This is a genomic window from Phocaeicola vulgatus ATCC 8482 (assembly GCF_000012825.1).
Taxonomy (GTDB): Bacteria; Bacteroidota; Bacteroidia; order Bacteroidales; family Bacteroidaceae; genus Phocaeicola; species Phocaeicola vulgatus.
This window is the reverse complement of the sequence record NC_009614.1, coordinates 3,960,733-3,985,861: the sequence shown is the minus strand read 5'-3', so window position 1 is coordinate 3,985,861 and position 25,129 is coordinate 3,960,733. Positions and strand designations below refer to the sequence as shown.

The 25,129-nt window shown below is 41.2% G+C and carries 22 protein-coding genes and 3 pseudogenes; 15 read left to right on the top strand and 10 right to left on the bottom strand.

Features of this window, described 5'->3' with window-relative positions; translation table 11 throughout:
• Nucleotides 1-191 precede the first annotated feature (191 nt).
• The gene (locus BVU_RS15960) at nt 192-1,226 is read left to right on the top strand and encodes a diacylglycerol/lipid kinase family protein (RefSeq protein ID WP_005853394.1); all 1,035 of its coding nucleotides are present in this window, start codon (nt 192-194) and stop codon (nt 1,224-1,226) included.
• A gap of 80 nt (nt 1,227-1,306) precedes the next feature.
• Here the strand turns inward: BVU_RS15960 and BVU_RS15955 are convergent, their stop codons facing one another.
• A complete protein-coding gene (locus tag BVU_RS15955; RefSeq protein ID WP_005842277.1) occupies nt 1,307-2,011 on the bottom strand; it encodes a tRNA1(Val) (adenine(37)-N6)-methyltransferase in 705 nt (234 codons plus the stop codon).
• A 181-nt stretch (nt 2,012-2,192) separates the two neighbouring features.
• Here BVU_RS15955 and lon point away from each other — a divergent pair, with 181 nt between their 5' ends.
• The 3 genes from lon to BVU_RS15940 are packed head-to-tail and all read left to right on the top strand — an operon-like array spanning nt 2,193 to nt 6,986.
• On the top strand, nt 2,193-4,670 hold the full coding sequence (lon, locus tag BVU_RS15950; protein WP_005842279.1) for an endopeptidase La: 2,478 nt from the start codon (nt 2,193-2,195) through the stop codon (nt 4,668-4,670).
• 2 nt (nt 4,671-4,672) lie between these two features.
• Entirely contained in the window at nt 4,673-5,803 is a 1,131-nt protein-coding gene (gene tgt / locus BVU_RS15945) for a tRNA guanosine(34) transglycosylase Tgt (RefSeq protein WP_005842281.1), read from the top strand.
• A gap of 10 nt (nt 5,804-5,813) precedes the next feature.
• Complete coding sequence (locus tag BVU_RS15940; protein ID WP_005842283.1) at nt 5,814-6,986, top strand: LptF/LptG family permease; 1,173 nt, start codon at nt 5,814-5,816, stop codon at nt 6,984-6,986.
• Here BVU_RS15940 and BVU_RS15935 read toward each other — a convergent pair whose 3' ends face one another.
• Both BVU_RS15935 and BVU_RS15930 read right to left on the bottom strand, forming a co-directional pair.
• Nucleotides 6,987-7,607 carry an HAD family hydrolase gene (locus BVU_RS15935; RefSeq protein ID WP_005842285.1) on the bottom strand — a complete coding sequence of 207 codons (621 nt, stop codon included), beginning with the start codon at nt 7,605-7,607 and terminating at the stop codon, nt 6,987-6,989.
• Between the two features lie 158 nt (nt 7,608-7,765).
• Nucleotides 7,766-8,260 (bottom strand): TlpA family protein disulfide reductase, encoded by a 495-nt coding sequence (locus BVU_RS15930; RefSeq protein WP_005842288.1) that lies wholly within the window; start codon nt 8,258-8,260, stop codon nt 7,766-7,768.
• Between the two features lie 272 nt (nt 8,261-8,532).
• Between BVU_RS15930 and serB the strand changes: the two genes are divergently transcribed.
• Nucleotides 8,533-9,765: a phosphoserine phosphatase SerB gene (gene serB, locus BVU_RS15925; protein WP_005842290.1), complete on the top strand. Its 1,233-nt coding sequence runs from the start codon at nt 8,533-8,535 to the stop codon at nt 9,763-9,765.
• A 20-nt stretch (nt 9,766-9,785) separates the two neighbouring features.
• A complete protein-coding gene (locus BVU_RS15920) occupies nt 9,786-11,063 on the top strand; it encodes a DEAD/DEAH box helicase (RefSeq protein ID WP_005853389.1) in 1,278 nt (425 codons plus the stop codon).
• Nucleotides 11,064-11,448: 385 nt separating this feature from the next.
• On the opposite strand, the gene BVU_RS15915 is transcribed toward BVU_RS15920, so the two are convergent.
• Genes BVU_RS15915 through BVU_RS15905 form a run of 3 tightly spaced genes read right to left on the bottom strand, consistent with a single transcriptional unit; the run spans nt 11,449 to nt 13,899 of the window.
• Entirely contained in the window at nt 11,449-11,724 is a 276-nt protein-coding gene (locus tag BVU_RS15915) for a hypothetical protein (protein WP_012055566.1), read from the bottom strand.
• Between the two features lie 49 nt (nt 11,725-11,773).
• Nucleotides 11,774-12,562: a DUF4738 domain-containing protein gene (locus BVU_RS15910; RefSeq protein ID WP_012055565.1), complete on the bottom strand. Its 789-nt coding sequence runs from the start codon at nt 12,560-12,562 to the stop codon at nt 11,774-11,776.
• A 23-nt stretch (nt 12,563-12,585) separates the two neighbouring features.
• Nucleotides 12,586-13,899: a UDP-glucose dehydrogenase family protein gene (locus tag BVU_RS15905; RefSeq protein ID WP_005846440.1), complete on the bottom strand. Its 1,314-nt coding sequence runs from the start codon at nt 13,897-13,899 to the stop codon at nt 12,586-12,588.
• A gap of 118 nt (nt 13,900-14,017) precedes the next feature.
• Between BVU_RS15905 and BVU_RS15900 the strand changes: the two genes are divergently transcribed.
• The 7 genes from BVU_RS15900 to BVU_RS15870 are packed head-to-tail and all read left to right on the top strand — an operon-like array spanning nt 14,018 to nt 18,917.
• The gene (locus BVU_RS15900) at nt 14,018-15,148 is read left to right on the top strand and encodes an SPOR domain-containing protein (protein ID WP_012055564.1); all 1,131 of its coding nucleotides are present in this window, start codon (nt 14,018-14,020) and stop codon (nt 15,146-15,148) included.
• A 15-nt stretch (nt 15,149-15,163) separates the two neighbouring features.
• Nucleotides 15,164-15,688 carry an FHA domain-containing protein gene (locus BVU_RS15895; RefSeq protein WP_005846443.1) on the top strand — a complete coding sequence of 175 codons (525 nt, stop codon included), beginning with the start codon at nt 15,164-15,166 and terminating at the stop codon, nt 15,686-15,688.
• 4 nt (nt 15,689-15,692) lie between these two features.
• Entirely contained in the window at nt 15,693-16,202 is a 510-nt protein-coding gene (cobU, locus tag BVU_RS15890) for a bifunctional adenosylcobinamide kinase/adenosylcobinamide-phosphate guanylyltransferase (protein ID WP_012055563.1), read from the top strand.
• 8 nt (nt 16,203-16,210) lie between these two features.
• The gene (gene cobT / locus BVU_RS15885; protein WP_005846445.1) at nt 16,211-17,248 is read left to right on the top strand and encodes a nicotinate-nucleotide--dimethylbenzimidazole phosphoribosyltransferase; all 1,038 of its coding nucleotides are present in this window, start codon (nt 16,211-16,213) and stop codon (nt 17,246-17,248) included.
• A 2-nt stretch (nt 17,249-17,250) separates the two neighbouring features.
• Nucleotides 17,251-18,000, top strand: a complete 750-nt coding sequence (locus BVU_RS15880; protein ID WP_012055562.1) for an adenosylcobinamide-GDP ribazoletransferase — start codon at nt 17,251-17,253, stop codon at nt 17,998-18,000.
• Complete coding sequence (gene cobC / locus BVU_RS15875; protein WP_005846450.1) at nt 17,994-18,524, top strand: alpha-ribazole phosphatase; 531 nt, start codon at nt 17,994-17,996, stop codon at nt 18,522-18,524. The genes BVU_RS15880 and cobC overlap by 7 nt, the downstream gene beginning before the upstream one ends.
• A gap of 51 nt (nt 18,525-18,575) precedes the next feature.
• Complete coding sequence (locus BVU_RS15870; RefSeq protein ID WP_005846452.1) at nt 18,576-18,917, top strand: DUF1622 domain-containing protein; 342 nt, start codon at nt 18,576-18,578, stop codon at nt 18,915-18,917.
• Nucleotides 18,918-19,041: 124 nt separating this feature from the next.
• Here BVU_RS15870 and BVU_RS15865 read toward each other — a convergent pair.
• A pseudogene (locus tag BVU_RS15865) lies at nt 19,042-19,284 on the bottom strand (DUF6965 family protein).
• 418 nt (nt 19,285-19,702) lie between these two features.
• Nucleotides 19,703-20,106, bottom strand: a pseudogene (locus BVU_RS22860) (hypothetical protein); the annotation flags it as partial.
• 603 nt (nt 20,107-20,709) lie between these two features.
• Here BVU_RS22860 and BVU_RS15850 point away from each other — a divergent pair.
• The gene (locus BVU_RS15850; RefSeq protein ID WP_008669163.1) at nt 20,710-21,462 is read left to right on the top strand and encodes a hypothetical protein; all 753 of its coding nucleotides are present in this window, start codon (nt 20,710-20,712) and stop codon (nt 21,460-21,462) included.
• On the opposite strand, the pseudogene BVU_RS15845 reads toward BVU_RS15850, so the two are convergent.
• Nucleotides 21,458-22,051: pseudogene (locus BVU_RS15845) on the bottom strand (phage integrase SAM-like domain and Arm DNA-binding domain-containing protein); the annotation flags it as partial. The gene BVU_RS15850 and the pseudogene BVU_RS15845 sit on opposite strands and share 5 nt — an antisense overlap.
• Nucleotides 22,052-22,256: 205 nt before the next feature.
• Between BVU_RS15845 and BVU_RS15840 the strand changes: the two are divergent.
• Nucleotides 22,257-22,550 carry a hypothetical protein gene (locus tag BVU_RS15840; protein ID WP_012055559.1) on the top strand — a complete coding sequence of 98 codons (294 nt, stop codon included), beginning with the start codon at nt 22,257-22,259 and terminating at the stop codon, nt 22,548-22,550.
• 138 nt (nt 22,551-22,688) lie between these two features.
• On the opposite strand, the gene BVU_RS15835 is transcribed toward BVU_RS15840, so the two are convergent.
• Nucleotides 22,689-24,302 carry an IS1182 family transposase gene (locus tag BVU_RS15835; RefSeq protein ID WP_012055558.1) on the bottom strand — a complete coding sequence of 538 codons (1,614 nt, stop codon included), beginning with the start codon at nt 24,300-24,302 and terminating at the stop codon, nt 22,689-22,691.
• Nucleotides 24,303-25,129: the final 827 nt, after the last annotated feature.

The window sequence follows — 25,129 nt, the reverse complement described above, 5'->3', positions numbered from 1 at the left end:
CTCACTAATACATTCTGTTTTCAAGGTGTTCCCGTCAAAACAGGCTGCAAAGATAGTAAATTCTACAACCGATTGTACTTTTTTTCAAAAAAAATATTTAGGGGCATCAAAACTTTTAGGATTTAGGGCAGTTATAAACAAAATGTATTACTTTTGCGTTTAATAAAGAGCTAAACTACCAAAGTAAAAGTATGACCACGAAAAAGAAAATTGTATTTGTCGTTAATCCTATCTCGGGGACACAGGGGAAAAGAGCCATATTAAAATGGATTGACGAACGTATAAACCGTACACTTTATGATTATACGATTGTCAAAACACAATATGCCGGCCATGCTGAAAAGATTGCGGCTACAGCTGCCAAAGAGAAAGTAGATATAGTAGTGGCTATTGGAGGAGATGGAACTATAAACGAAATAGGACGTGCATTGATACATACGGATACGGCATTAGGCATTATACCTTGCGGATCGGGAAACGGACTGGCACGGCATTTACAAATTCCTTTGGAACCCAAGGCTGCTATTGACATTATAAACGAAAGTTCTGTTGCCTGTATTGATTACGGAAAAATAAACAATATACCCTTTTTCTGCACATGCGGAGTAGGTTTTGACGCGTTTGTCAGCTTAAAGTTTGCTGATTCAGGTAAACGCGGACTACTAACCTATCTGGAAAATACCTTGCATGAAAGTCTGAGTTACAAACCTGAAACTTATGAAATAGAAAATGAAGAAGGAACGGTAAAATACAAAGCTTTCCTGATAGCCTGCGGCAATGCCTCCCAATATGGGAACAACGCATATATTGCTCCACAGGCCTCGTTAACCGATGGGTTGATGGATGTCACAATATTAGAGCCGTTCACAGTGCTGGATGTTCCTTCTTTATCTTTTCAACTTTTCAACAAAACCATAGACCAAAACAGCCGGATCAAGACATTCCGTACTAAAAAGATTAAAATACATCGTTCAAAACCCGGAGTTATGCATTATGACGGAGATCCGATCATGGGAGGAAAAGATATTGAGGTAGAATTGATTCCACACGGACTCAACATCATTGTTTCTGATAAAAAAAAAGAGAACGAACCTTTTAGTCTCTTACAGCAAATATCCGAAATATTCAGTGGTATGAAACCTAAAGCTGAAACTTTTGCTTTCCGGCACAGCCATTTATTTGAACTTAACAAAAGTTTATTGCGTCGTCTATCCAAAAAACAATAAAAAATATCTTTTTTCTGAACATCAGTAAAGACTCTGCAAATAAAAACAGTTTCTTTATGATGTTCAGAATAATCCGCTCTCTACATGTTCAGATAGAATTCTTTAGTCAAGGCTATATATTCTTCACTATACACATGACGTGATAATTCGATGGTCAAATCGTCTATAACACACTTATCCACAGAGAATTTGAAAGCAAGCAGCACCCGTTTGGGCTCCGATCCAGGTTTTGTATGAATGAAAGTCTGATGTGAGAGATGTAATCCGTAACGAGTGGCAGCCATCAAAAAAGATTCTTTACCATCAGCAGGAATAATCACAGAAAAAACGCCTTCGGGATGAAGCAAACGGGCTGCAGATCCTGCTAATTTGTCAAAATCAAGAAAATCTGTATGCCGGGCGATATTACGCTGTTTCCCTGGGCATTTCAATGAATCGGTAAAATAAGGAGGATTGGAAACAATGACATCAAAGAGTGTTTCCGATGTAAAATGACAAATATCCTGCAACTCCACTTCTATCCTATCCTGCCACGGAGATGCCGCCACATTTCCACGAGCCTGTTCCACAGCATCCGCATCTATATCAACCGCTCTTATCCGGGCATTGCACCGCTGTGCCATCATCAAAGAAATCAATCCGGTTCCAGTACCAATATCTAAAATATTACGGGCGGAAACCACATCGGCCCAAGCTCCCAATAAAACTCCGTCCGTACCAACCTTCATGGCACATCTATCATGATAAACAGTAAATTGCTTAAAAGAAAAATAAGGATTTGGCATACTATATTTATTAAATTAGCTGTCAAAAATAGGAAAATCCATTTAATTACTCCAATTATTAGGAAATATTTGATTTTTAAAACTCAATTAGTTCCCATGAATTTTCCTTATTCGACAAGGAATGATTAACTTTGTCCCCGTTTTGGGCATTGGGCTCAATTTAACACAAGAGGAATAAATTATGAAGAGGAATAAGAAAGAGGATATTTTGTTGAATACTGATAACGATGACATCTCTATGTTAGCTGAAATCCAAACGGATCCGGATGAAGTAACTGCTATGGAATTTAATAAAGAAATACCTGTTATGCCTTTACGCAACATGGTAATGTTTCCATCTGTAGTAATGCCTGTGACCATTGGACGCCCCAGCACATTGAAATTGATAAATGCTGCATACAAGAAAAAACTTCCCATAGCGGTAGTTTGTCAGATACAGGGAGATATGGACGATCCCGGTTTTAATGATGTGTACCATGTAGGAGTTATCGGGAAGATTCTCCGTGTATTCGAAATGCCAGGTGGAAATACCACAGTAATTATGCAGTCAAACGGGCCCAAAGTACATTTGGACAGTATCACCAAAACGTCTCCATATTTGAAAGGGATGGTGACTCCTATTCCGGAGGCAAATGACCAACTGGAAACGGACGAATTCAAAGCATTGATTGACACCTGCAAGGATTTGACGAGTAAGTTCATAGAGGCTTCCGAGAAGATGAGTCCGGATACGGTTTTTGCAATCAAGAACTTGGACAATCCGGAAATTTTGGTAAATTTCATTTGTGCAAACTTCCCTATTCCGGTAGAAGAAAAGATAAAATTGCTAAAAGCTGGCGATTTGCAAAGCCGCCTGTATATGCTGGTCAAGATCTTAAATCGTGAAGTACAATTGGCTGATATCAAACAAAGCATTCAAATGCGTACACGCGAAGATATTGACCGTCAGCAACGCGAATATTTCTTGCAGCAACAAATTAAAAACATACAGGATGAACTGGGTGCCGGACAGGAAGATGAAATAGATGAACTCCGCCAAAAAGGAAAAACCAAGAAATGGAGTCCGGAAATGGCAGAACTCTTTGAAAAAGAAGTTTCCAAATTGGAAAGGACAAATTCCCAATCACCGGATTTCAATGTGCAACTTACCTATTTGCAAACCCTGTTAGGATTACCTTGGAATGTCTTTACCACTGACAACCTGAATATAAGTAATGCCGAAAAGACATTGAACAAAGACCACTACGGACTAGAGAAAGTAAAGGAGCGTATCCTTGAACATTTAGCAGTGCTGAAACTAAAAGGTGATATGAAATCACCCATCATCTGCCTTTATGGTCCTCCGGGAGTCGGTAAAACTTCTTTAGGACGTTCCATAGCGGCATCATTGAAACGTAAATATGTACGTATGTCATTGGGTGGTGTGCATGACGAAGCCGAGATCCGTGGCCATCGTAAAACTTATATCGGTGCCATGCCGGGCCGTATCATCAAAAGTTTGATAAAAGCCGAGTCCTCTAATCCGGTTATCATTTTGGACGAAATAGACAAACTGGGCAGTGACCACCGCGGAGATCCCAGTTCCGCTATGCTGGAAGTGCTTGACCCCGAACAGAACAACACTTTCCACGATAACTATTTGGATGTAGATTACGACTTGTCTAAAGTAATGTTCATCGCTACGGCAAACAATTTGAGCACCATCCCTCCTGCTCTGCTGGACCGTATGGAGTTGATAGAGGTCAGCGGATATATCACAGAAGAAAAAGTAGAAATAGCCCGCCGGCATCTTGTTCCCAAAGAACTGGAAGCCAACGGCATTAAAAAAGAATATGTGAAGTTCTCTAAAGCTGCCTTGGAATGTATTGTAGAAAATTATACTCGTGAAAGCGGGGTGCGCGAACTTGAGAAGAAGATAAACAAGGTAATGCGTAAAATAGCGTTGGAATTTGCACGTGACGGCTATGAAGTGATGCATGAAATAAAACCTGCCGATGTACGCAAATATCTGGGCACGCCAGAATATAGCCGCGACAAATACCAAGGAAATGAATACGCCGGTGTTGTCACAGGGCTGGCGTGGACAGCTGTCGGAGGTGAAATTTTGTTTGTAGAAACCAGTTTAAGCAAAGGAAAAGGCGGTAAACTGACATTGACCGGGAACTTGGGTGACGTAATGAAAGAGTCGGCCATGCTGGCTTTGGAATATCTCAAGGCACATACCAAACTGCTGAATTTACAGGAAGATATCTTTGACAATTGGAATATCCACATCCATGTACCTGAAGGAGCCATCCCTAAAGATGGTCCGTCAGCCGGTATCACCATGGTGACTTCATTGGCATCCGCCCTCACCCAGCGTAAAGTGAAAGCAAATCTGGCAATGACAGGCGAGATCACATTACGTGGAAAAGTCCTGCCCGTAGGCGGTATCAAAGAAAAGATCCTAGCCGCTAAACGCGCCGGAATCAAAGACATCATTTTATGTGAGGAAAACCGCAAGAACATTGAAGAAATTCAGCCGATGTATCTAGAAGGACTGACATTCCATTATGTCACGGATATTAAGGAAGTATTGGCTTTGGCTCTCACCAATGAAAAAGTAAACGATGCCATTGATTTTAATATTACCAATCAAAAAACAGAAGAAAAGAAATAAATATGACTTTTGACTTACAATATACAGACCCCAAATCGAATGCCCGTGCCGGATTGATAACAACTGACCACGGGCAAATAGAAACCCCCATCTTTATGCCTGTAGGCACATTGGGAACGGTGAAGGGCGTGCATTTACATGAGTTGAAAGAGGACATTAAAGCACAGATAATCCTGGGCAACACTTACCACCTGTATTTACGACCGGGACTGGATATAATAGAACGTGCCGGAGGTCTGCATAAATTCAACGGCTTTGACCGTCCTATGCTGACTGACAGTGGTGGTTTTCAGGTATTCTCCTTATCAGGTATCCGCAAAATGAGAGAAGAAGGTGTGGAATTTCGCTCACATATAGACGGTTCGAAACACCTGTTCACTCCTGAACGGGTGATGGACATAGAACGGACTATCGGTGCAGATATCATGATGGCTTTTGACGAATGTACTCCGGGAACCGCAGATTATGAATACGCAAAAAAATCAATGCAGCTTACCCATCGTTGGCTGGACCGTTGCATAAAGCATTTCAACGAAACCGATCCCAAATATGGTTATCAACAGTCATTATTTCCCATAGTACAAGGCTGTGTCTATCCCGACTTACGCAAACAATCAGCGGAATATATTGCCTCCAAGGGAGCTGACGGAAATGCCATCGGTGGCCTGGCCGTAGGTGAGCCAACCGAGAAAATGTACGAAATGATAGAGGTTGTCAATGAAATCTTACCCAAAGACAAGCCCCGCTATCTGATGGGAGTCGGTACACCGGTAAATATACTGGAGGGTATAGAACGCGGTGTAGATATGTTTGATTGTGTAATGCCGACCCGGAACGGACGCAATGGAATGTTATTCACTAAAAACGGCATAATGAACATGCGCAACAAGAAATGGGAGGATGATTATTCTCCTATCGAGGCCGAAGGAGCATCGTATGTAGATACCATGTACAGCCGTGCTTACTTGCGCCATCTGTTCCACGCACAAGAACTGCTGGCCATGCAAATCGCTTCTATCCACAACTTGGCATTCTATCTGTGGCTAGCAGGCGAGGCCCGTAAACACATCATTGCAGGAGATTTCTCTACGTGGAAACCAATGATGGTAAAACGCTTATCTACAAGATTATAAATTACTAGAAATGAAGAATTGGTTCAAGACAAACACAGATTCATCCCCAAAGGATAAAAAATGGTGGAAGCCGAATATCAGTTGGCTGAAACTGGATAAATGGGTGAAAAGACTGGACATATATATCATTAAGAAGTTTCTGGGAACCTACTTTTTCGCTATTGCATTGATTATCTCCATTGCAGTAGTATTTGATGTGAACGAAAATATAGACAGGTTCATCAATAACAAAGCTCCGCTGAAAGCGATTGTATTTGATTATTACATGAACTTCATCCCCTACTTCTCCAATCTGTTCAGCCCCTTGTTTGTCTTTATCGCTGTTATCTTCTTTACTTCCAAGCTGGCAGAAAACTCGGAAATCATTGCCATGTTCTCCACCGGAATGAGTTTTAAACGAATGATGCGGCCCTATATGATTTCGGCCGCAATCATTTCCGTTGTTACTTTCGGACTGGGAGCATACGTCATACCTAAGGGAAATGTAACCCGTTTGGATTTTGAGGACCGTTATAAGAAAAAAAAGAAACAGGAATATGTGCGGAATGTGCAACTGGAAGTAGACAGCGGGGTCATTGCCTACATAGAACGTTATGAAAATTATAATAAAACGGGATACCGTTTCTCTTTAGACAAGTTTGATGACAAGAAACTGGTTGCCCACCTTACTGCCCGAAGTGTCACTTATGATACAGCATCTGTACACAAATGGACAATCAAGAACTATATGATACGTGAGATGGAAGGTATGCGTGAGAAAATCACTCGGGGTGACCGTTTGGATACGATCATTAAAATGGAGCCTCAAGATTTTCTGATTATGAAAGGGCAGCAACAAACCATGACAAGCCCTGAACTGAAAGAATATATAGACAAGCAGAAAAGACGTGGGTTCGCCAACATAAAGGAATTTGAAATTGAATATTACCAACGTATAGCCATGTCCTTTGCCGCTTTTATCTTGACAACCATTGGTGTTTCCTTATCATCCAGAAAAATGAAAGGAGGAATGGGACTGCATTTAGGAGTAGGGTTAGCACTTAGTTTTTCATACATTTTGTTCCAAACAGTGTCAGCAACCTTTGCTGTCAACGGAAACACCCCTCCTATTATAGCGGTATGGATTCCTAATATACTTTACACATTTATTGCTATCTATTTATACAGAAAAGCTCCTAAATAATCATAGGAGCTTTTCTAGTTTTTGACGCCAATCCTCGCCGTTCTCCGGTTGCATCGTAATAAAGCCCAGTTCTTTACCAATAACAATATTGGCCGCACCGTCATCTACAAATATTGTTTCAGCCGGATTCAGTTTACTATCTTTGATCATATAGTTAAAGATGCCAGGATCCGGCTTGGTGGAACCGGCTTCGTAGGAAGTATAAATCTTGTCAACATAAGCGTCCAATGGCTTTCCCGCAGAAGTAAATGCATTGCTCCTCGCCCATCCCATCACATAAGGATTGGTGTTGCTCAATATATATACCTTGTACTTCTTACGAAGCTCATTCAGGTAATCCAATTTATATTGCGGCACGTCCGTAACAAATCCTTTCCACCCATTTTCCACGTCTTGATAAGTCAATTCTTTCCCGCAGATTTTACTCAACTCACAGCGAAAAGTCTCAGCATCTATGTTTCCATTTTCTACTTCCTGAAAAATCCCCTGCTGGTGGTATTTCCCTAATAAACTGTCCGCTTCCCTCACTCCTATCCGCTCAAATGCCTTTACAGCCTGTTCACGATCAAGGCCAATGACAACCCCGCCGAAATCAAACACAATATTCTTAATCTGTTTCATAATCTTTTTATTTATCCGCTGTAAAGGTAGGCATTTGATTGTGAATGGTAAATGATGTAAGTCAATAAAATACCATATAGCAAAAAAAACCGCAGATTCCATTGAGAATCCACGGTAATTATTTTTGTTGTATTTTTCTTCCTTTCGGAAATGTTCTCTCAATTCAAATAAGAAGAGAGTTCGGATACGGTGACATCCTTGGCAACGATAACACCATTTTCATCTAACAAAAAGTTCTTAAAGCCTCTTTTCAAGCGATAAGTCTGATATAGATCCGATGAAACACCAGCCAATTCCACAAAACAATTAGAAGTTGAAATCTGGTCTTTTTTAATGGTCTCGTTAAATATCGACTTGTATTCATCAAATGAAACGGAAACCATTTCTACATTGTCGGCCTGCGCGACGGCATGATTCAAAGTAGCATTCTGCATCCTTGACAAAGCATCATAGCTGGCCCAAAAACTTAGCAGTACATATTTACCTCTTAAATCCTTCAAGTCAATCAACTGCTTTTCGCCACAGATAGTAAATGTAGGAGCCTTGTCTCCTATGGTCAAGCCTTCTGTCGGCGTGTTTTTCCCTACAAAAGAGAATGAAATCAAGGAACTAATAATTAATACAACAAAAATCCACTTTACATTTTTAATCATGTAATTCGATCTTAGTTAATACTATCCGAGACTGCCCTTAAACAGTGATTTCCACCCGGAACATTATCTTTAGTACTGATAATCAATACCATTTAAATTGGAAATCTGCGGCAAAGGTAAGGAGTTTTGAAATTAACTCCAAGATTTTTTCTCAAAAAATATGTTATATAGCATAAAATCGTCCTTTTCATCGAGAAAAAAGAATGCAGAAAATATAGCTGATAAGGATTTATTTACGTACTTTTGCAATCTGTAAATAGCAACCACAAAGTATGAATAATAATACTGAACTTATTTTAATCAGAATTACCGGTCTTGACCGGCCGGGATTAACCGCTTCCATTACGGAAATTTTGTCAAAATATGATGTTACCATTTTGGATATTGGCCAGGCCGATATTCATAGCACCCTGTCATTAGGCATTTTATTCAAAAGCCAGGAAAAAGATTCAGGGAATATCATGAAAGAGTTGCTATTTAAAGCTTCCGCATTAGGCATCAATATCCGTTTCTATCCCGTTACTGTGGAAGAATATGAGGAATGGGTAAACATGCAAGGCAAGAACCGGTACATCCTGACTTTACTGGGACGCAAGCTGACAGCCAAACAAATCGCGGCAGTCACAGGAATATTGGCGGAACAAGGTTTGAATATTGATGCTATCAAACGTCTTACAGGGCGTATTCCATTGGATGAACGAAAAGCGAATGTACGGGCTTGTATCGAATTCTCCGTCCGTGGCACCCCCCGCCAAAGGGAAGAGATGCAACAGGCGTTAATGAAACTGAGCAGTGACCTGGAAATGGACTTTTCTTTCCAGCTGGACAATATGTACCGGCGTATGCGACGCTTGATTTGTTTTGATATGGATTCCACATTGATACAGACAGAGTGTATAGATGAATTAGCCGAACGCGCCGGTGTGGGTGACCAAGTACGAGAAATCACAGAACGCGCCATGCGTGGAGAAATTGATTTCATAGAAAGCTTCACAGAACGGGTGGCTTTGCTGAAAGGACTGGATGAAAGCGTAATGAAAGAAATCGCAGAAAACCTTCCCATCACCGAAGGTGTGGAACGTCTGATGTTCGTGTTGAAAAGATATGGTTACAAAATAGCCATCCTATCCGGTGGATTCACCTATTTCGGCAATTATCTGAAAGATAAATTCGGCATAGATTACGTATATGCCAATGAACTGGAAATAGTAAATGGCAAATTAACCGGAAGATATCTGGGAGATGTAGTTGACGGAAAACGTAAAGCCGAACTGCTGAAACTGATCGCTCAAGTAGAACGTGTGGACATAGCACAAACTATTGCTGTAGGAGACGGAGCGAATGACTTGCCCATGTTGTCCGAAGCCGGTTTGGGTATAGCATTCCATGCAAAACCCAAAGTAGTGGCTAACGCACAACAGTCCATTAATACGATCGGATTGGACGGCGTCCTCTATTTCCTGGGCTTCAAGGACTCTTACCTGGAAGAACGCGGCAAACTCTAAAGAAAGAAGTAACTATATATATGAAATTTTCAGAACTAAATTTAGAAGAAGGGGTGCTTCAGGCATTAGATGCCATGAGATTTGAAGAATGCACTCCTGTACAAGAACATACCATACCGGTCATTCTTGAAGGAAAAGATTTGATCGGAGTGGCACAGACCGGAACCGGCAAGACTGCCGCATACCTTTTGCCCGTTCTTAATCAATTAAGCAAAGGCGGATATCCGGAAGATGCCATCAATTGTGTGATCATGTCACCCACACGCGAATTAGCGCAACAGATAGACCAGCAAATGGAAGGTTTCTCTTATTTTCTACCGGCATCCAGCGTGGCTGTTTACGGAGGAAACGATGGTGTGCGCTTCGAGCAAGAAAAGAAAGGTTTAACTTTGGGGGCCGATGTAGTCATTGCTACTCCGGGACGTCTGATAAGTCATCTCAGCCTAGGTTACGTAGACTTGTCTAAAGTTTCTTTCTTTATTCTTGATGAAGCGGACCGTATGCTGGATATGGGATTCTCGGATGACATTATGCAAATAGTGAAATATCTGCCGAAAGAACGTCAGACCATCATGTTCTCGGCCACTATGCCGGCTAAAATACAACAATTGGCAAAAACGATCTTAAACAATCCGGTAGAAATAAAATTAGCGGTTTCAAAACCTGCGGAAAAGATTATCCAAACGGCTTATATCTGTTATGAACGCCAGAAATTGGGAATTATTCAATCCCTTTTCCAGGATCAAACACCCGAACGTGTCATTATCTTTGCCTCTTCCAAATTGAAAGTAAAGGAGGTGACACAAGCATTCAAGCGGATGAAACTGAACGTAGGTGAAATGCACTCAGACTTGGAGCAGTCCCAACGGGAACAGATTATGCGTGAATTTAAAAGTGGCAGAATCAATATTCTGATTGCTACCGATATTGTTTCGCGAGGAATAGACATTGACGATATTCGTTTGGTAATCAACTACGATGTTCCACATGACAGCGAGGATTATGTACACCGCATCGGCCGTACAGCTCGTGCCAACCATGATGGTTGCGCCATTACTTTTGTCAGTGAGAAAGAGCAGACCCAATTCAAAGCTATTGAAAATTTCCTGGGTAGGAACATCTATAAAATCCCGGTTCCCGAGGAATTGGGAGAAGCGCCCGAATACAACCCGCGAAGTGGCGCCGGTCGTAGCAATCACAAAGGTGGCGGCTCCAGAAAACAAGGCAATTATAAGGGGAAAAAGAACGGTACGGGCAAGCCCAATGCCAATAATAGAAGAAACACCCCAAAAGAATAGACGGAAGAGATGATATCTAAAAACCATTGGAGGAAGACGGACTTGTTTTCCTCCAATTTTATTTTATGGAGAGGGTCACTTCATGGCTCATCTGCAAAATAGATGCGAGGCAATCACAAACATCCATTATATGTATTGCTTGTAGGATATATAATCTTTCACCTGTAACATTACTAACCTTACACCCCACACATTAGTAACGTATGGGGTGACACGTTACTAACCTTCCGGCATGTACGTTACTAACCTCTCAAACGTCCTGTTCTTTTCAGAAAAGAACAAGGTCTTTAAAAAAAAGAACAGGACGTTTTCATTGAAAGAACAAGAGCTTTTTAAAATTTGACCTGTTGTTTTTTCCATAACGGCATCTACATGCCGAAACGCCTTATTTTTCCTTCAGATCTTTCAGCCATTCCGCAAACGCCCTGCCCATCGGCATTCCGGCTGAAGGATATGCATTGTGAAATGTTTCAGCCGAAAAATATCCTTCAGGAAAACCAATTCCCCAAGAATCGGAAGAATACCAATCCGGCTGAAGGATTCCAATCTCCGGCTGAAGAATTCCCAAGTCCAATCCTTCAGCCGGAATACCGATGGGCAGGGCATTTGCGAGCAGGCTGAAGCTTTTGAAGGATTTTTCAGGATATTCTCTATAGAGCATGATAGTGACCAAATAGTAATCGCGAAATAAAAAAATGACATAGCCACGACTACCTTACCAACTCGAATGCAAGTCCTCCATCCTTGCCGGCAGTGATATTGACCATATAACAAGACGCGCCGTCAGGTATGCACACCGTGGCCTGATAATGATACCCTTTCGAATCGACACCCATAAAATCCATATCCGACAATATAGCCCATTGCAAGAAATCATCCGGAACCACCCCCTTGAACATCTGCTTGGTGATATCTTTGGCATAAAGACTCTTCCTGCCTTCATACACGCAAATGTGTATGATATTGTCATAATATACATTATCCACCCCAAGTCCTTCCTCCGAAACTCCCGGACGCATTACTTTAATCTTTGACGGGTTAATGTACACATATCCGCGATAACGGACATTATCGTATGTCACCACCGAATCTTTCTTAATAACTTCGTTATAAACAGGGATTTCCCGAGTATGGATAAATGCCAGAGAATCATTCTCCGTATCAGACTTATGCAGGCGTATCACATCTCCCACAGCCGAATGAAACCAAAAAATATGCTCCCCCTGCTTCTCAATCTTATAACCATTAGTCCGTGCACCATACGTAATCAACGAATCGCCTATAATTTTAAAAGCAACGGGAGCCGTAGCGGCATCTGCATAAAACAGGGTATCGCCTTTCACCCTCAGTAATGCCGTTTCCGTATTATCGTCCAACCATATACCTTCCAACAAAGATTTTGCCTCCTTGTTTTCTTCCAGAGCGGATGCTTTTTGTTGCGGAGTTCCACAAGAAGACAGCGCAACAGCCAACATTATTATCGAAAAACGTTTGTACATGGTTATTCTCTCTATTTTTTTATTTATCGACCGATGCAATGATAAACAAACCCCATTTCCTGTAGTTCGTCACCATCATAAATATTTCGTCCGTCAAGCACTACAGGCTGCTTCATCGCCTTCTTGATTACTCCCCAGGTAGGAAGACGGAACTCTTTCCACTCGGTTACCAGAATCAACGCATCCGCATCAAGAGCCGCATCATACATATCGTGCGCATAATAAACCGACTCTCCTATCCGGCGGCGGGACTCATCCATAGCAGCAGGATCGTATGCGCGGACATTGCAACCCGACTGTTTCAATTTCTCAATAAGTACCAAAGCCGGAGCCTCACGCATATCGTCCGTACCGGGCTTGAATGCAAGTCCCCACAAAGCCACTGTTTTGCCTTTCAAATCTCCATTGAATACTTTTACCAGTTTCTCGAACAAAATGCCTTTCTGATTCTCGTTCACATCTTCCACCGCTTTCAACACCTGCATGGAATAACCATTCTGCTCGGCAGTCTTAATCAACGCCTTCACATCTTTCGGGAAACAAGATCCACCATAACCGCATCCCGGATACAAGAACTTACGCCCGATACGACTGTCGGAACCTATTCCGTCACGTACCATATTTACATCAGCTCCCACCAGTTCGCACAAGTTGGCAATATCGTTCATAAAGCTGATACGGGTAGCCAACATGGAGTTTGCCGCATACTTGGTCATCTCGGCAGAAGGAATATCCATGAAGATAACGCGGAAGTTAACCAGCATGAAAGGTTTATAAAGCTTGGTCATCAGTTTTTTAGCCCTTTCCGACTCTACGCCCACTACCACACGGTCCGGACTCATAAAGTCATCGATAGCATTACCTTCTTTCAAGAATTCCGGATTAGAAGCCACATCGAAATCTATCGACTCCCCTCTTTTCTCCAATTCCTCCCGGATAGCCGCTTTTACTTTCCGGGCCGTACCCACGGGCACCGTACTCTTGGTCACGACCAAGGTGTATTTCTTCATATTAGCACCAATCGTCTTGGCAACTTCAAGCACATAACGCAAATCGGCACTTCCGTCTTCATCGGGAGGAGTACCCACAGCACTGAACACAATATCCACATTGTCCAGACAACTCTCTAAAGAGGTGGTGAAATGAAGACGTCCAGCCTTTACATTACGCAAGACCATATCTTCCAATCCCGGTTCATAAATAGGAATAATACCCTGTTGCAGATTAGCAATCTTATCCGCATTTACATCTACACAAGTTACGTCTACGCCAGTTTCGGCAAAACATGTTCCGGTAACAAGTCCTACATACCCGGTTCCTACAATCGCTATATTCATTTTATTTAATTCGTTAGTCTAACTTTTTCGCTGCAAAATTACAATAAATTATGAGTGAGTTGTTATTTTCTTCCATAAAAGTTGCGCTGAAACGGAATAAAAATGCTAATTTTGCGATATGATTGAATTGGCTAGACATATAGAAATTCTGTTACTGGAAAATGACTGTGTGATTATTCCAGACTTTGGCGGTTTTATAGCGCACTATCAACCGGCACGGTATATCAAGGAAGAAAATCTTTATCTTCCCCCTGTACGTACTATTGGTTTCAATCCCCAATTGACTATAAACGATGGTTTATTAGTTCAATCGTATATGCAAGCCCATCACACCGATTTTCCTGATGCCACACGCATGATAGAAGAAGAGGTAGCTGGATTGAAAGAACAACTATACCAAAATGGATGTGCAGAAATGCATGGCATAGGGGTCTTACATTATAATATTCATAGCACATACGAGTTCCATCCCAATGAGGACGGTGCATTATCACCTACCCTATACGGGCTTAGTTCGTTTTCCATCAACAGATTAGAATATCTTACTTCAACAACATCTGCAGCAACCAGAGAATTACTTCCCCGACAAGAAAAAAGGAAGAGAACTGTACGTTTCAAACGTCAGTGGATAGGAAATGCAGTAGCTGTGGCTATAGCTGTAGTCTTATTTTTCTTCTTGTCTGTTCCGGTAGAGAACACATATGTGGACAAAGGTAATTATGCTTCTTTAGGTACGGATGGTCTGTTTGACGCCATTCGTTCCCAATCTTTGGCAACGACCTTGGTAACCGTTCCTTCCAGACCGCAGCAACCCAAGAAGACGAATATCAAAAATAATCAAAACACGTTGAAACCTGTAACTGTAAAAGTAGAGAAGGTAGGAAAAGCACAAGAAGCAGTGCCCAAGAATACTGTTGCAGCAAAATTGAACAACACAGAACAGCCAGTTGCCAAGCCTGTTACTGTAAGTAAACCTGCCCCTGAGAAGAAAGAAACAGCAACACCTTCGAGCAGTAAAAAAAATAAGTATTATATCATCGTATCCAGTTTACCGACAGCCAATGACGCACAGCAAGTACTTAATGAGTACAAGCAAAAAGGATACAAGGATGTAACAATCATAGAAGGTAACGGACGTTATCGCCTGTCTTTGTGCAACTTTGCAGATAAAGCCGCTGCTTATAAAAAATTAAATGAACTGAAACAAAATGATGCATTCAAGAATGCATGGATATTGAGTTCCAAATAAACAAGATTATTTTTTATGAAAAGAGTTTTGTGTCCCAAATGTGACAACTATATAACTTTTGATGAAACCAAATATACAGAAGGCCAATCGTTGGTCTTTGTATGCGACCATTGTAAAAAACAATTCAGTATCCGTATCGGAAAGTCCAAACTGAAAGCAACCCGTAAAGAAGAAATATTGGACGAACAAGCCAATAAAGAGGATTTTGGAAGTATCGTGGTAGTAGAAAATGTATTCGGATACAAACAAGTATTACCCCTGATGGAAGGTGACAACCTGATAGGACGCAGAAGCAAAGGCACTGAAGTGGACATTCCCATCGAGACATCAGATCCGAGCATGGACAGAAGGCATTGTATCATTAATGTGAAACGCAACAAACAAGGGGAAGTCATTTATACCCTGCGTGATAATGACAGCATTACAGGAACATTTCTGATGAACGAGATTTTGGGGAACAAGGACCGGATACGGATCGAGGAAGGCGCTATCATCACATTAGGTGCGACTACGTTGATTCTGCGTGCCACCGAGAAGTAAGACAATGAGACGTATTATCTTAATCACAGGAGGCCAACGTTCGGGAAAAAGTTCATACGCGGAGAAATTGGCATTAAGCTTATCACCCACTCCCGTTTATATAGCTACTTCCCGTATTTGGGATGAAGAATTCCGCCAACGCGTTATCAAACATCAAGAAAGGCGCGGACCGGAATGGACGAATATAGAAGAAGAAAAAGAACTGAGCCGCCATCAAGTAAAGGATAATGTAGTATTGATTGACTGTGTCACCTTATGGTGTACCAACTTTTTCTTTGATTTGGATGCGGATGTAGAGGTTGCATTGCAGGCTGTCAAACAGGAGTTTGATAATTTTATCCGGCAAGATGCCACTTTTATTTTCGTAACCAATGAAATAGGTTCCGGAGCAGTATCCGAAAACGCCATCCAACGCCGCTTTACAGATTTACAGGGCTGGATGAATCAATATATAGCTTCAAAAGCAGACCAAGTATATTTGATGGTATCGGGAATTCCTGTTCCTATAAAATAATAAATACAATGAAAAACTTTCATATTGAGTATCCCGATGAAGGTCTTCGGGAGGCATTGATAGACAAAATCAACAATTTGACAAAGCCCAAAGGTTCATTGGGCGTTCTGGAAGACCTTGCATTGCAAATCGGATTAATCCAACAAACCCTCTCCCCTACATTAAGCCATCCGCACAACGTACTTTTTGCAGCCGATCATGGTATAGTAGAAGAAGGGGTAAGCAAGTCTCCCAAAGAAATCACTTGGCAACAACTAAGTAATTTTTTACATGGAGGTGCCGGAGTTAATTTTTTATGCCGCCAACATGGTTTTAAGCTTGTATTAGTAGACTCAGGAGTCGATTACGATCTTCCTTACGAGAAAGGCATTATCAACTGTAGCGTAGGACGTGGCACGCACAGTTTTCTAAAAGGTCCTGCAATGAGTATGGAAGAAATGGAATTATGCCTGGAACGTGGAGCAAAGATAACGGATATGATTCATGCTGACGGCTGCAATGTGGTCAGTTTTGGCGAAATGGGTATTGGCAACACCTCCCCTTCCTCTGTCTGGATGCATTTGCTGACAGGTATTTCATTAGAGCAATGTGTAGGTGCGGGAAGCGGACTGGATTCAGAAGGCATCCGCCATAAATACAATGTATTGAAACAATCGGTTGACCATTATGCCGGTGACGGTTCTGCAAAAGATATCATCGCCTGGTTCGGAGGATATGAAATGGTTATGGCAATAGGCGGCATGCTCCGGGCGGCAGAATTAAGAATGATTATTCTGGTAGACGGCTTCATCATGACCAACTGCATACTGGCCGCCTCAAAACTTCATCCGGAAGTTTTGTCGTATGCCATATTCGGACATCAGGGAGATGAAACCGGTCATAAACTAGTATTGGACGCCATGAAAGTACGCCCTTTATTAAATTTAGGTCTGCGCTTGGGAGAAGGAACAGGAGCGATATGCGCTTATCCCATCGTTGTTTCCTCTGTAAACATGATGAATGAGATGGACAATTTCGCCCATGCCTCCATCACTAAATATTTTTAACCATGAAACTGCTTGCCTCCCTCATTTTTTTCACACGCCTTCCGTTTTGGAAAATAGCTGACGTACCACCTGTTTACTTTAAACGAGTAGTGGACTACTGGCCCTTTGTTGGATGGCTGACAGGAGGTATCATGGCAGGCACTCTATGGATCACAGCAGAATTTCTGCCTGTACAAATAGCTGTGCTCATGGCGTTGGCTGCCCGGTTATTAGTAACAGGTGCTTTACACGAAGATGGATTGGCAGACTTCTGCGATGGCTTCGGGGGCGGTACATCACGTGACAAGATTCTGTCCATCATGAAGGATTCACATATCGGCACATACGGAGTGCTCGGATTATTATTCTATTATGGATTGATGTGGAATATACTCACCACACTTTCTGTACCCTTGGCATGTGCGGCCATATTAAGCGGAGATGCCTGGAGCAAGTTTTGTGCCGCACAAATCATCAACACGCTTCCATACGCCCGTAAAGAAGAAGAATCGAAAGCAAAAGTCATATATGACCGTATGAGCCCAGATGTTTTATTATCCGCTTTTATGGCCGGAGCCCTACCTATGCTTTTATTACTGGATAAAGGATACTGGTGGGCAGCCATCGCTCCTGCTATGATGTTCATCCTTTTAATGTCACTCATGCGCAGACGCCTGCAAGGATATACCGGTGATTGTTGCGGAGCGACTTTCCTATTATGTGAGTTTTCTTTTTATCTGACTATAAACTTAATCTATACAAATCTATGGTAATATACTTCATGCGTCATACTGCTGTTGATGTTCCGCAAGGCGTTTGTTACGGACAGACGGATGTACCCTTAAAGCCGACTTTTGAAATGGAGGCAACTCAAACGGCAGCCCATTTACAAGGTTTATCTTTTGATAAGGTTTATACCAGCCCGTTAACCCGTTGTGTACGCCTGGCTACCTTTTGCGGCTACCCGGATGCAGAACGGGACGACCGCCTGAAGGAACTAAATTTCGGAGATTGGGAAATGCATCGGTTCGATGAAATTGCCGACGCTAACCTGGAAAGATGGTATGCAGATTATCTGCATGTAAAAGCGACCAATGGAGAGTCCTTTGAAGATCAATACCGGCGTGTTGCCGATTTTCTAGACGAACTTCGCCAAAAGCCGTATGAACAAGTCGCGATCTTTGCTCATGGCGGCATTTTACTGAACGCACAGATTTATGCAGGTATCATTAAACCCGAAGAGGCGTTTGGCGCACTCACTCCTTATGGAGGAATTGTCAAGATAGAGTTATCATGATGTAAGAACATATCGCTTATTTATTTGTTCTATTCATAAAGACAAATAAATATGCTTACTCATTTCTTGGATTTATTAGCAGCTGTTATAAGTGTGACAAGCCTTTTGATTGTCACATACGGAGCGTTGATAGGTATCATCTCTTTTTTGAAGAATGAAATACGACGTTTTACCGGAGGGTATTCCATTACCAATATACGAAAATTAAGAGCTACATTCGGAACTTATCTGCTTCTTGGCTTAGAATTTCTGATAGCTTCGGATATTTTGAAAACAGTATTGGAGCCCACTTTGAATGAATTGGCCCTATTGGGAGGTATTGTTGTTTTAAGAACCATCCTATCCGTATTCCTCAATAAAGAGATAAAAGAATTGGAAAGTGAAGAAAAATAAAAAAGCACTGAAAAACTAATCATTTATACATATTGGCTTTTTAAGTTGCACACACATTGCATACTTTCATATTTTTGTCGATGAAAGAAACATCTTGATTTACTTACTAAATAATAGAAGAATATCATTTATTGTTTTCAAGGTTCTCTCCGATTTGTTGGAGCAGTCTAAAAGCTCCAGCCATCTTATAGTTACCCAAACATTATTTAGCCTGCATGATGCAACTTTCAACAGTAAGTTTCAAATTTGGTGTGAAAGCGAATTTATTTATCTGCATTTCCTTAGGAAGTTCATTGGCATGATTATTGAGCCATACGATCATTTCATTTAATTTCTCTTCGGAATAAGATTTCTTTTTCACCATGATACATAAATTCATGTCAACTGTGTACAAAAATAAAAGAACATATAATTCACGCGCTATCTTTTAACAAAAATATTGTTGAAATAAAACCGCTCCCACTTATCACAAGCCGGAACGGTTCAGATTAGTTACGTTTTGACAATCTACTTTATTCTTCAAGAACAAAACAATGACGAATTTGTTCAAAAGGATTTGCCTATTTCTAAAAATATTTTTTGTCACATTATTGCGTATTACAATAGATCCCCAAAACAAGGAGTAATTTTTGTTATGAGATTGGCTTCTACCCCACAATACAAGGCAAAAATACATAAAATTCTATTCTCTTCAGTTGATTGTGTAATCCAATTGGGAAATTGTATTTAAACAAATACCCCGACTCATCACGAGCCGGGGCAGTCCAATTTATAAATTTAAAGTCTTATGATGAAGATTGTCTGTTGCGCCAATGTTTTACTATCAGCACAACGACAAACAAAACAGTTACACAAACACAGGTAAAGCCTTTTTGTTTAAGCAAAGTGGATTCTTTTTTATCCTTTATGATTCTGACCGTTTTTCCTCATGGATATCGGAAGTGGTTTCCTTGTCGGCTTTCACCTCCGTACAGTCTTTGGTTGCAGTTTCCTTCTTTCTATTCTTGCTGAAATCACCTTCTACGTGACCGTCAGCCAGTAACAAAACTTTCCTGGTCGGGCTGTCAGACGGTTTTCTTGTACCATAAATCCGAAAATTAATCACGTAGTTGCCATTGGTTGCAATCAGTTCATTCAAAGAGATGATAGAGCCATATACGATGTTGACCGACTTACGAGTGCTGTCCTTTCTACACTCTTGGCAGTACACTGGACTATACGCTTTTCCAACCAGTCAACCTGCTTCCGCTCGTTCTCATTCTCCACCGAATCGGCAGACGCATTCTCCTTCCGTGCGTTTTGCGGTTTACACAGAATATGAATCCCAGCGGACAGCTTCCAATCCCTTAAAGCCCCAGTTATAGCCAACCAGTCATTTAATTCCATTCTGCCTATTGTTTATCTGATTGATTATAAAATACACACTTAAAAATCCTATCCGCTTGCACCATCGCTGCCAAAACACTAAAATCCATTGTCACGATATGTCAATAAAAAAGACTCTGCAAAATAAGAATAAAAAACGATTTACCAAAGAAGAATATAAATATATTGAATCGGTCTGGAATGTAAAAAATTATATTACAGGCCAGCATCATTTTTTAGTTAATTTTGCACCAATTATTTAATAAATATCTGATAACATTAGTTTAAAAAGCGTTATGTTCGTCTTGTAAATCGGGATATATGGATTCTCCAAATGAGAAGGGATAGTATGATTTTTCTTACATCATAAAGTAAATCTGACGGCATCACACCTCATATCGGCGAGAACGGTAATTGGTGGATAGGTATGACTGATACAAAAATAAAGGCGCAAGGAGCCAAAGGGGACGATGCCATTGCCCCCCAAGTTCAAATCAACGCCACGACAAATGAATGGGAAATCTCAACGGATGGCGGCAAAAACTGGAAATCGACAGGGATTAAGGCGACCGGGGAGAAAGGCGACAGAGGTGATGCGGTATTTGCGGAAAACGGAGTGGACTACACAAGTGATCCTGATAATGTCATATTCACTCTGGCTGACGGAAAGACCAAGCTGACCGTACCACGTACCAAAATATTATCTGTCAAGTTCAAGGATGGTTGCGATATTTTCTCGGTAACTTCCGTTAGTAATACAATTGATATTGAATTTATTGGTTTGACAACAGAAAATTATAAGGCTTTGGTTGCGGAATTGAGAAGCGAGGACGGTACTACAGATATAGAGATTGTGCCCCGTGCTGAAAATAAGGATGTGGAAATTAAGGAACCTGTATTTACGGATGGGAAATGTACCGGAACGACAGTCAAAATCAACAAGAAAGGAATAAGTGGAGAAAAGGCCGTTCTGAAAGTGACTCTTATAGATAACAACGGGCAGGAAATTTCAGTTTCCCGTATCGTGAAATTCTTTGGTGCGGGTGCTCTTGATGAAGCCGCCCAGAACGGAGGTAGCTTTATATTGTCTGATGACATTATTCTGGAGAAACCGGTTGAGGTGGCAAAAGGGAAGGAACTTGTATTGGATCTAAACGGTAAAACCATCTCTAATTTCTGAACGGATAAGCATCCGCGTGCATATATCCCTGGTTGATTGCCTCATTGACCAAGATACGGAGCTGTTTCATGTGCTTGGCTATCGTATTGTCCGCATTGCCCTTTTCCCTTAAGTATTGCTCAAAATCACGAAGGAATGTATAGGTAATATCCTTGAAGTCCAATCCGGAACGGAAGTCATTCAAGACCGCCAGTGTAGAGTGCAGGTTGTCCTTGGTGGACTGCTTCTTGTCCGAATTGTCAATGGCTGATTTGGCGAAAGTGGAGAAGCTGATATTCACGGCACTTTTCTTCTTGACAGCATCCTTCAGCAGTGAGAGTGTGGCAGGTATTCCGCGCTTCCAATACCCCAATTCTATGCCTTGCAGATACAGGATGTATTCATAGAGCATTGCGTTGAGTTCGTTAGATTGGTGGTGGTTAATGACTTGTGCCCCCTCACGGCTCCAGCACTCCGGTTTGAGGTAAACATTGGTCTTCAGGTAGATTTTCCTTTGGTTCAAATAGGCTTCAACCTGTACAAGAGCCGTGCCCTGCCTGTTAAGTGTGTTCTGGCGGTTATATACAAGACGGTATCTGATTTTATCCATTTTTCCGCAAAGGTGCGAAAAGATTAATGGAAGAAAGGTATCAATGTGGAACATTTCCACATCATCCCACACTATATGAGGATTTTTTCCATTTCACATATAATTAGTAAAATATTAACCAACTGATAATCAGATTAGTTATTCTTTTGGCATAAAAATTGTCCTATCATTATCGTAAAACAATAACCATTAAAAATATAAGATTATGAAAAAATCTTTTGTTGCAGTAGCATTGGTAATGGGATTAGGAACAACAGTGGCATTTGCCGAAAATTTGACCTCAGGTGTTGAAACAGTCATGGCAGTAAATGACTTCACCCCTATTGAAGTGAAAGACCTTCCGGCAGCGGTAACGGAAGCAATCGCCAAAAATTTTGCGGAATCAACCGTCAAGGAAGCGGCAGAGGATGGCAGCAAGACCTATCAGGTTGTTCTGACAGACAAGGAAGGAACTGAAAGTACGGTGTTCTTCAATGAAAAAGGTGAAATACTGAAATAATATATTTTGCGTCTCTTTGAATAAAGAATGAAGGTGTGTCGTAATACACGATGCGCCTTCTTTTTTTTCATTGACTATAAAAATCGACTCATTTTTTTAAGCTGCGATATTTTGAGGATTTCTTTGATTTATGCGTTCTCAACATCTAAATAGAACAACTGTAAGCTCATAAAACGGTCTAATCAGCCAATCCATACCTTCTTTAGTCATTTTTGCACACATCTTTTTTATATTGAAGGCAATGGCAAAGAAGGCAAAGTCCATGAAGACCTTATCCTTTCCAAAATGGCGGAAACGTTTGTAATTCATATTGTTTTTCATTTGTCCGAACACGGCTTCCGGTTCTATGCATCTCTGTCCTCTGTGTTTCAGCCCTTCCTCTGAGCAGAGCAACTCTTTGGCTTTTTGCTTGTATTTTCTGAGTCTGTGATTCAACTCTATCGTTCTGTTCCCCTTTGCTTTAAAACATCGGCATCTTAGCGGACAGCCTTCACATCTGATGGCTCTGTACCTGGCATTTTCGCTGACATATCCGGATGCTGTTTTCACATGTCTAGTCCCTATCCTTTGCATCTTCTGTCCCATGGGGCAGATACAAAAGTCTTGTTCTTCATTGTAGTAGAAGTTTTCGGCCTTGAACGGGTCCGGTTTGAATCTCGGCCGCTGTTCCATGTGGAAGTAGTTGTACTTGACGTAGGCTTCCATACCGTTTTCTGACATGAAGCGGTAATTCTCCTCAGAACCGTAGCCGGAATCGGCAACCACCGTATGGGCCAGCCTGTCATATCTGCTTGAGAAGGATTGCAGGAAAGGTATCAGGGTCAGTGTATCCGTAGGGTTCGGGAAGAGTGCAAAGTCGGTAATGAACTGGTTCCCGGTGCCGATCTGGAGGTTGTAACCGGGCTTTGTCTGGCCGTTACGCATGGCATCCTCCTTCATTCTCATGAAAGTAGCGTCATTGTCCGTTTTGGAATAGGAATTCCTGTCCTGCAGCGTGTCCAGACGGTTGTCGTATTCCTGTAGCTTGTCCCTGTGCTCTTCCAACTCCTTCAGCTGTTTGCGTTTCTTTTTCAACGCAGTCTTTTCCTCTTTCGTGGAGGGTTCAGGAACCTGTTCGAGTGCTTGACGCAATTCTCCCGCCATTTCAGTCAGCATGACCGGAGTGAACTCAATCTCCTCATTGCTTTCCGATGAGTTCTCCTGGGCGATGACATTGTCTATCTGCCCTAGCAGGATATGTATCTTCTTCATCAGGCGTTCACGGTTCCGCTCAACCGTTTTCCGCCAGACGAAAGTATACTTATTGGCTTTGGACTCAATCTTTGTCCCGTCAATGTATTCCACATTCAAGCTGATGAAGCCTTTGGAAGAGAGAAGGAGTACGGTTTGGGTAAACACCTCGTTGATTTCATTCTTCACCCGGTTGCGGAAACGGTTGATGGTGATGAAATCCGGTTTCTCATATCCGGCAAGCCAGATATAATGGATGTCACGGTGAAGGAGCTTTTCGATTTTCCGGCAGGAGTAGATGTTGTTCATATAGGCATACAGAATGACCTTGAGCATCATCCTGGGATGGTAAGGGCTGCGCCCGCATTCCTTATACAACTTCCTGAAACTTTCAAGGTTCAGGCTCTCAACCAGAGCGTCAACCATCCGAACTGGATCATGCTCTGCAATATCCTCGTCAATTCTTGGAGGAAAAAGCACTGTTTGGTTGGGATTGTAAGGACGAAAATGTATCTTTGTCATAGTATAAAATGTTATGCTTAAAGATACAAAATCTTTAGGTAATAACAAAGCCCCTGCTTGTGAAAGTCGGGGCTTTGTGCATAAAAAAAGAAGGTGCGCATTTTGACACACCTTCATTCTTATAACAAAAAGATACATAAAAAGACGGGATTCACCAATCCTGCCTTTTTCAATACAAACTGCTTTACTTATCAAGATGCCTTACAACATCCCAGTTTAATGAATCTAAAAATAAAAACACATTCAGTTATTTGTGATAGCAAAGCTATAACAAATATTTTAAAGAAAAATCTTATGCATAAAAAATGCACAGAATAAACTATATATAGACCAACATACAACACATTTAAAACAATATTGTAATACAGGGTCATTGACAGAAACATTCTGAAAGAACAAAAGAAAGACGCATGACTGATAGCCAATCCGAAAGAGTATGTTATTGAGGTTGTCAAAAAAAACTAAAAGAAATTTAGTTAAAGTCCTATTACTGAAAACAACGTAACAGATTATTCCTTAAATTTGCTTATATATAAACTTTAAATATAATGACACATGAAAACGATTGCAATTCTAATTACTTTACTTTTAATAATTAATATAAACATTTATCAAGGTAATTCAACTGAAGTTTTAGCAAGTAACGAAAGCGGTATCTTTCAATATTAGGATCTAGAGAAGAAAAAATGTCTTAGCAATGGACATAAAAGTATATCGTTTCATTAACTCTCATGCAATGACTCAGATTATTTTTTTATCAAAAACCTTTTGTAATGATTTTATAAAATACATTTTTAATAATATTAATTCTAATCATGAAAAGTATT

What these genes read in the sequence shown, in the direction of transcription:
- BVU_RS15960 (WP_005853394.1), top strand. Translation starts at nt 192, where the DNA reads ATGACCACGAAAAAGAAAATTGTATTTGTCGTTAATCCTATCTCGGGG.
- BVU_RS15955 (WP_005842277.1), bottom strand. Translation starts at nt 2,011, where the DNA reads ATGCCAAATCCTTATTTTTCTTTTAAGCAATTTACTGTTTATCATGAT.
- lon (WP_005842279.1), top strand. Translation starts at nt 2,193, where the DNA reads ATGAAGAGGAATAAGAAAGAGGATATTTTGTTGAATACTGATAACGAT.
- tgt (WP_005842281.1), top strand. Translation starts at nt 4,673, where the DNA reads ATGACTTTTGACTTACAATATACAGACCCCAAATCGAATGCCCGTGCC.
- BVU_RS15940 (WP_005842283.1), top strand. Translation starts at nt 5,814, where the DNA reads ATGAAGAATTGGTTCAAGACAAACACAGATTCATCCCCAAAGGATAAA.
- BVU_RS15935 (WP_005842285.1), bottom strand. Translation starts at nt 7,607, where the DNA reads ATGAAACAGATTAAGAATATTGTGTTTGATTTCGGCGGGGTTGTCATT.
- BVU_RS15930 (WP_005842288.1), bottom strand. Translation starts at nt 8,260, where the DNA reads ATGATTAAAAATGTAAAGTGGATTTTTGTTGTATTAATTATTAGTTCC.
- serB (WP_005842290.1), top strand. Translation starts at nt 8,533, where the DNA reads ATGAATAATAATACTGAACTTATTTTAATCAGAATTACCGGTCTTGAC.
- BVU_RS15920 (WP_005853389.1), top strand. Translation starts at nt 9,786, where the DNA reads ATGAAATTTTCAGAACTAAATTTAGAAGAAGGGGTGCTTCAGGCATTA.
- BVU_RS15915 (WP_012055566.1), bottom strand. Translation starts at nt 11,724, where the DNA reads ATGCTCTATAGAGAATATCCTGAAAAATCCTTCAAAAGCTTCAGCCTG.
- BVU_RS15910 (WP_012055565.1), bottom strand. Translation starts at nt 12,562, where the DNA reads ATGTACAAACGTTTTTCGATAATAATGTTGGCTGTTGCGCTGTCTTCT.
- BVU_RS15905 (WP_005846440.1), bottom strand. Translation starts at nt 13,899, where the DNA reads ATGAATATAGCGATTGTAGGAACCGGGTATGTAGGACTTGTTACCGGA.
- BVU_RS15900 (WP_012055564.1), top strand. Translation starts at nt 14,018, where the DNA reads ATGATTGAATTGGCTAGACATATAGAAATTCTGTTACTGGAAAATGAC.
- BVU_RS15895 (WP_005846443.1), top strand. Translation starts at nt 15,164, where the DNA reads ATGAAAAGAGTTTTGTGTCCCAAATGTGACAACTATATAACTTTTGAT.
- cobU (WP_012055563.1), top strand. Translation starts at nt 15,693, where the DNA reads ATGAGACGTATTATCTTAATCACAGGAGGCCAACGTTCGGGAAAAAGT.
- cobT (WP_005846445.1), top strand. Translation starts at nt 16,211, where the DNA reads ATGAAAAACTTTCATATTGAGTATCCCGATGAAGGTCTTCGGGAGGCA.
- BVU_RS15880 (WP_012055562.1), top strand. Translation starts at nt 17,251, where the DNA reads ATGAAACTGCTTGCCTCCCTCATTTTTTTCACACGCCTTCCGTTTTGG.
- cobC (WP_005846450.1), top strand. Translation starts at nt 17,994, where the DNA reads ATGGTAATATACTTCATGCGTCATACTGCTGTTGATGTTCCGCAAGGC.
- BVU_RS15870 (WP_005846452.1), top strand. Translation starts at nt 18,576, where the DNA reads ATGCTTACTCATTTCTTGGATTTATTAGCAGCTGTTATAAGTGTGACA.
- BVU_RS15850 (WP_008669163.1), top strand. Translation starts at nt 20,710, where the DNA reads ATGACTGATACAAAAATAAAGGCGCAAGGAGCCAAAGGGGACGATGCC.
- BVU_RS15840 (WP_012055559.1), top strand. Translation starts at nt 22,257, where the DNA reads ATGAAAAAATCTTTTGTTGCAGTAGCATTGGTAATGGGATTAGGAACA.
- BVU_RS15835 (WP_012055558.1), bottom strand. Translation starts at nt 24,302, where the DNA reads ATGACAAAGATACATTTTCGTCCTTACAATCCCAACCAAACAGTGCTT.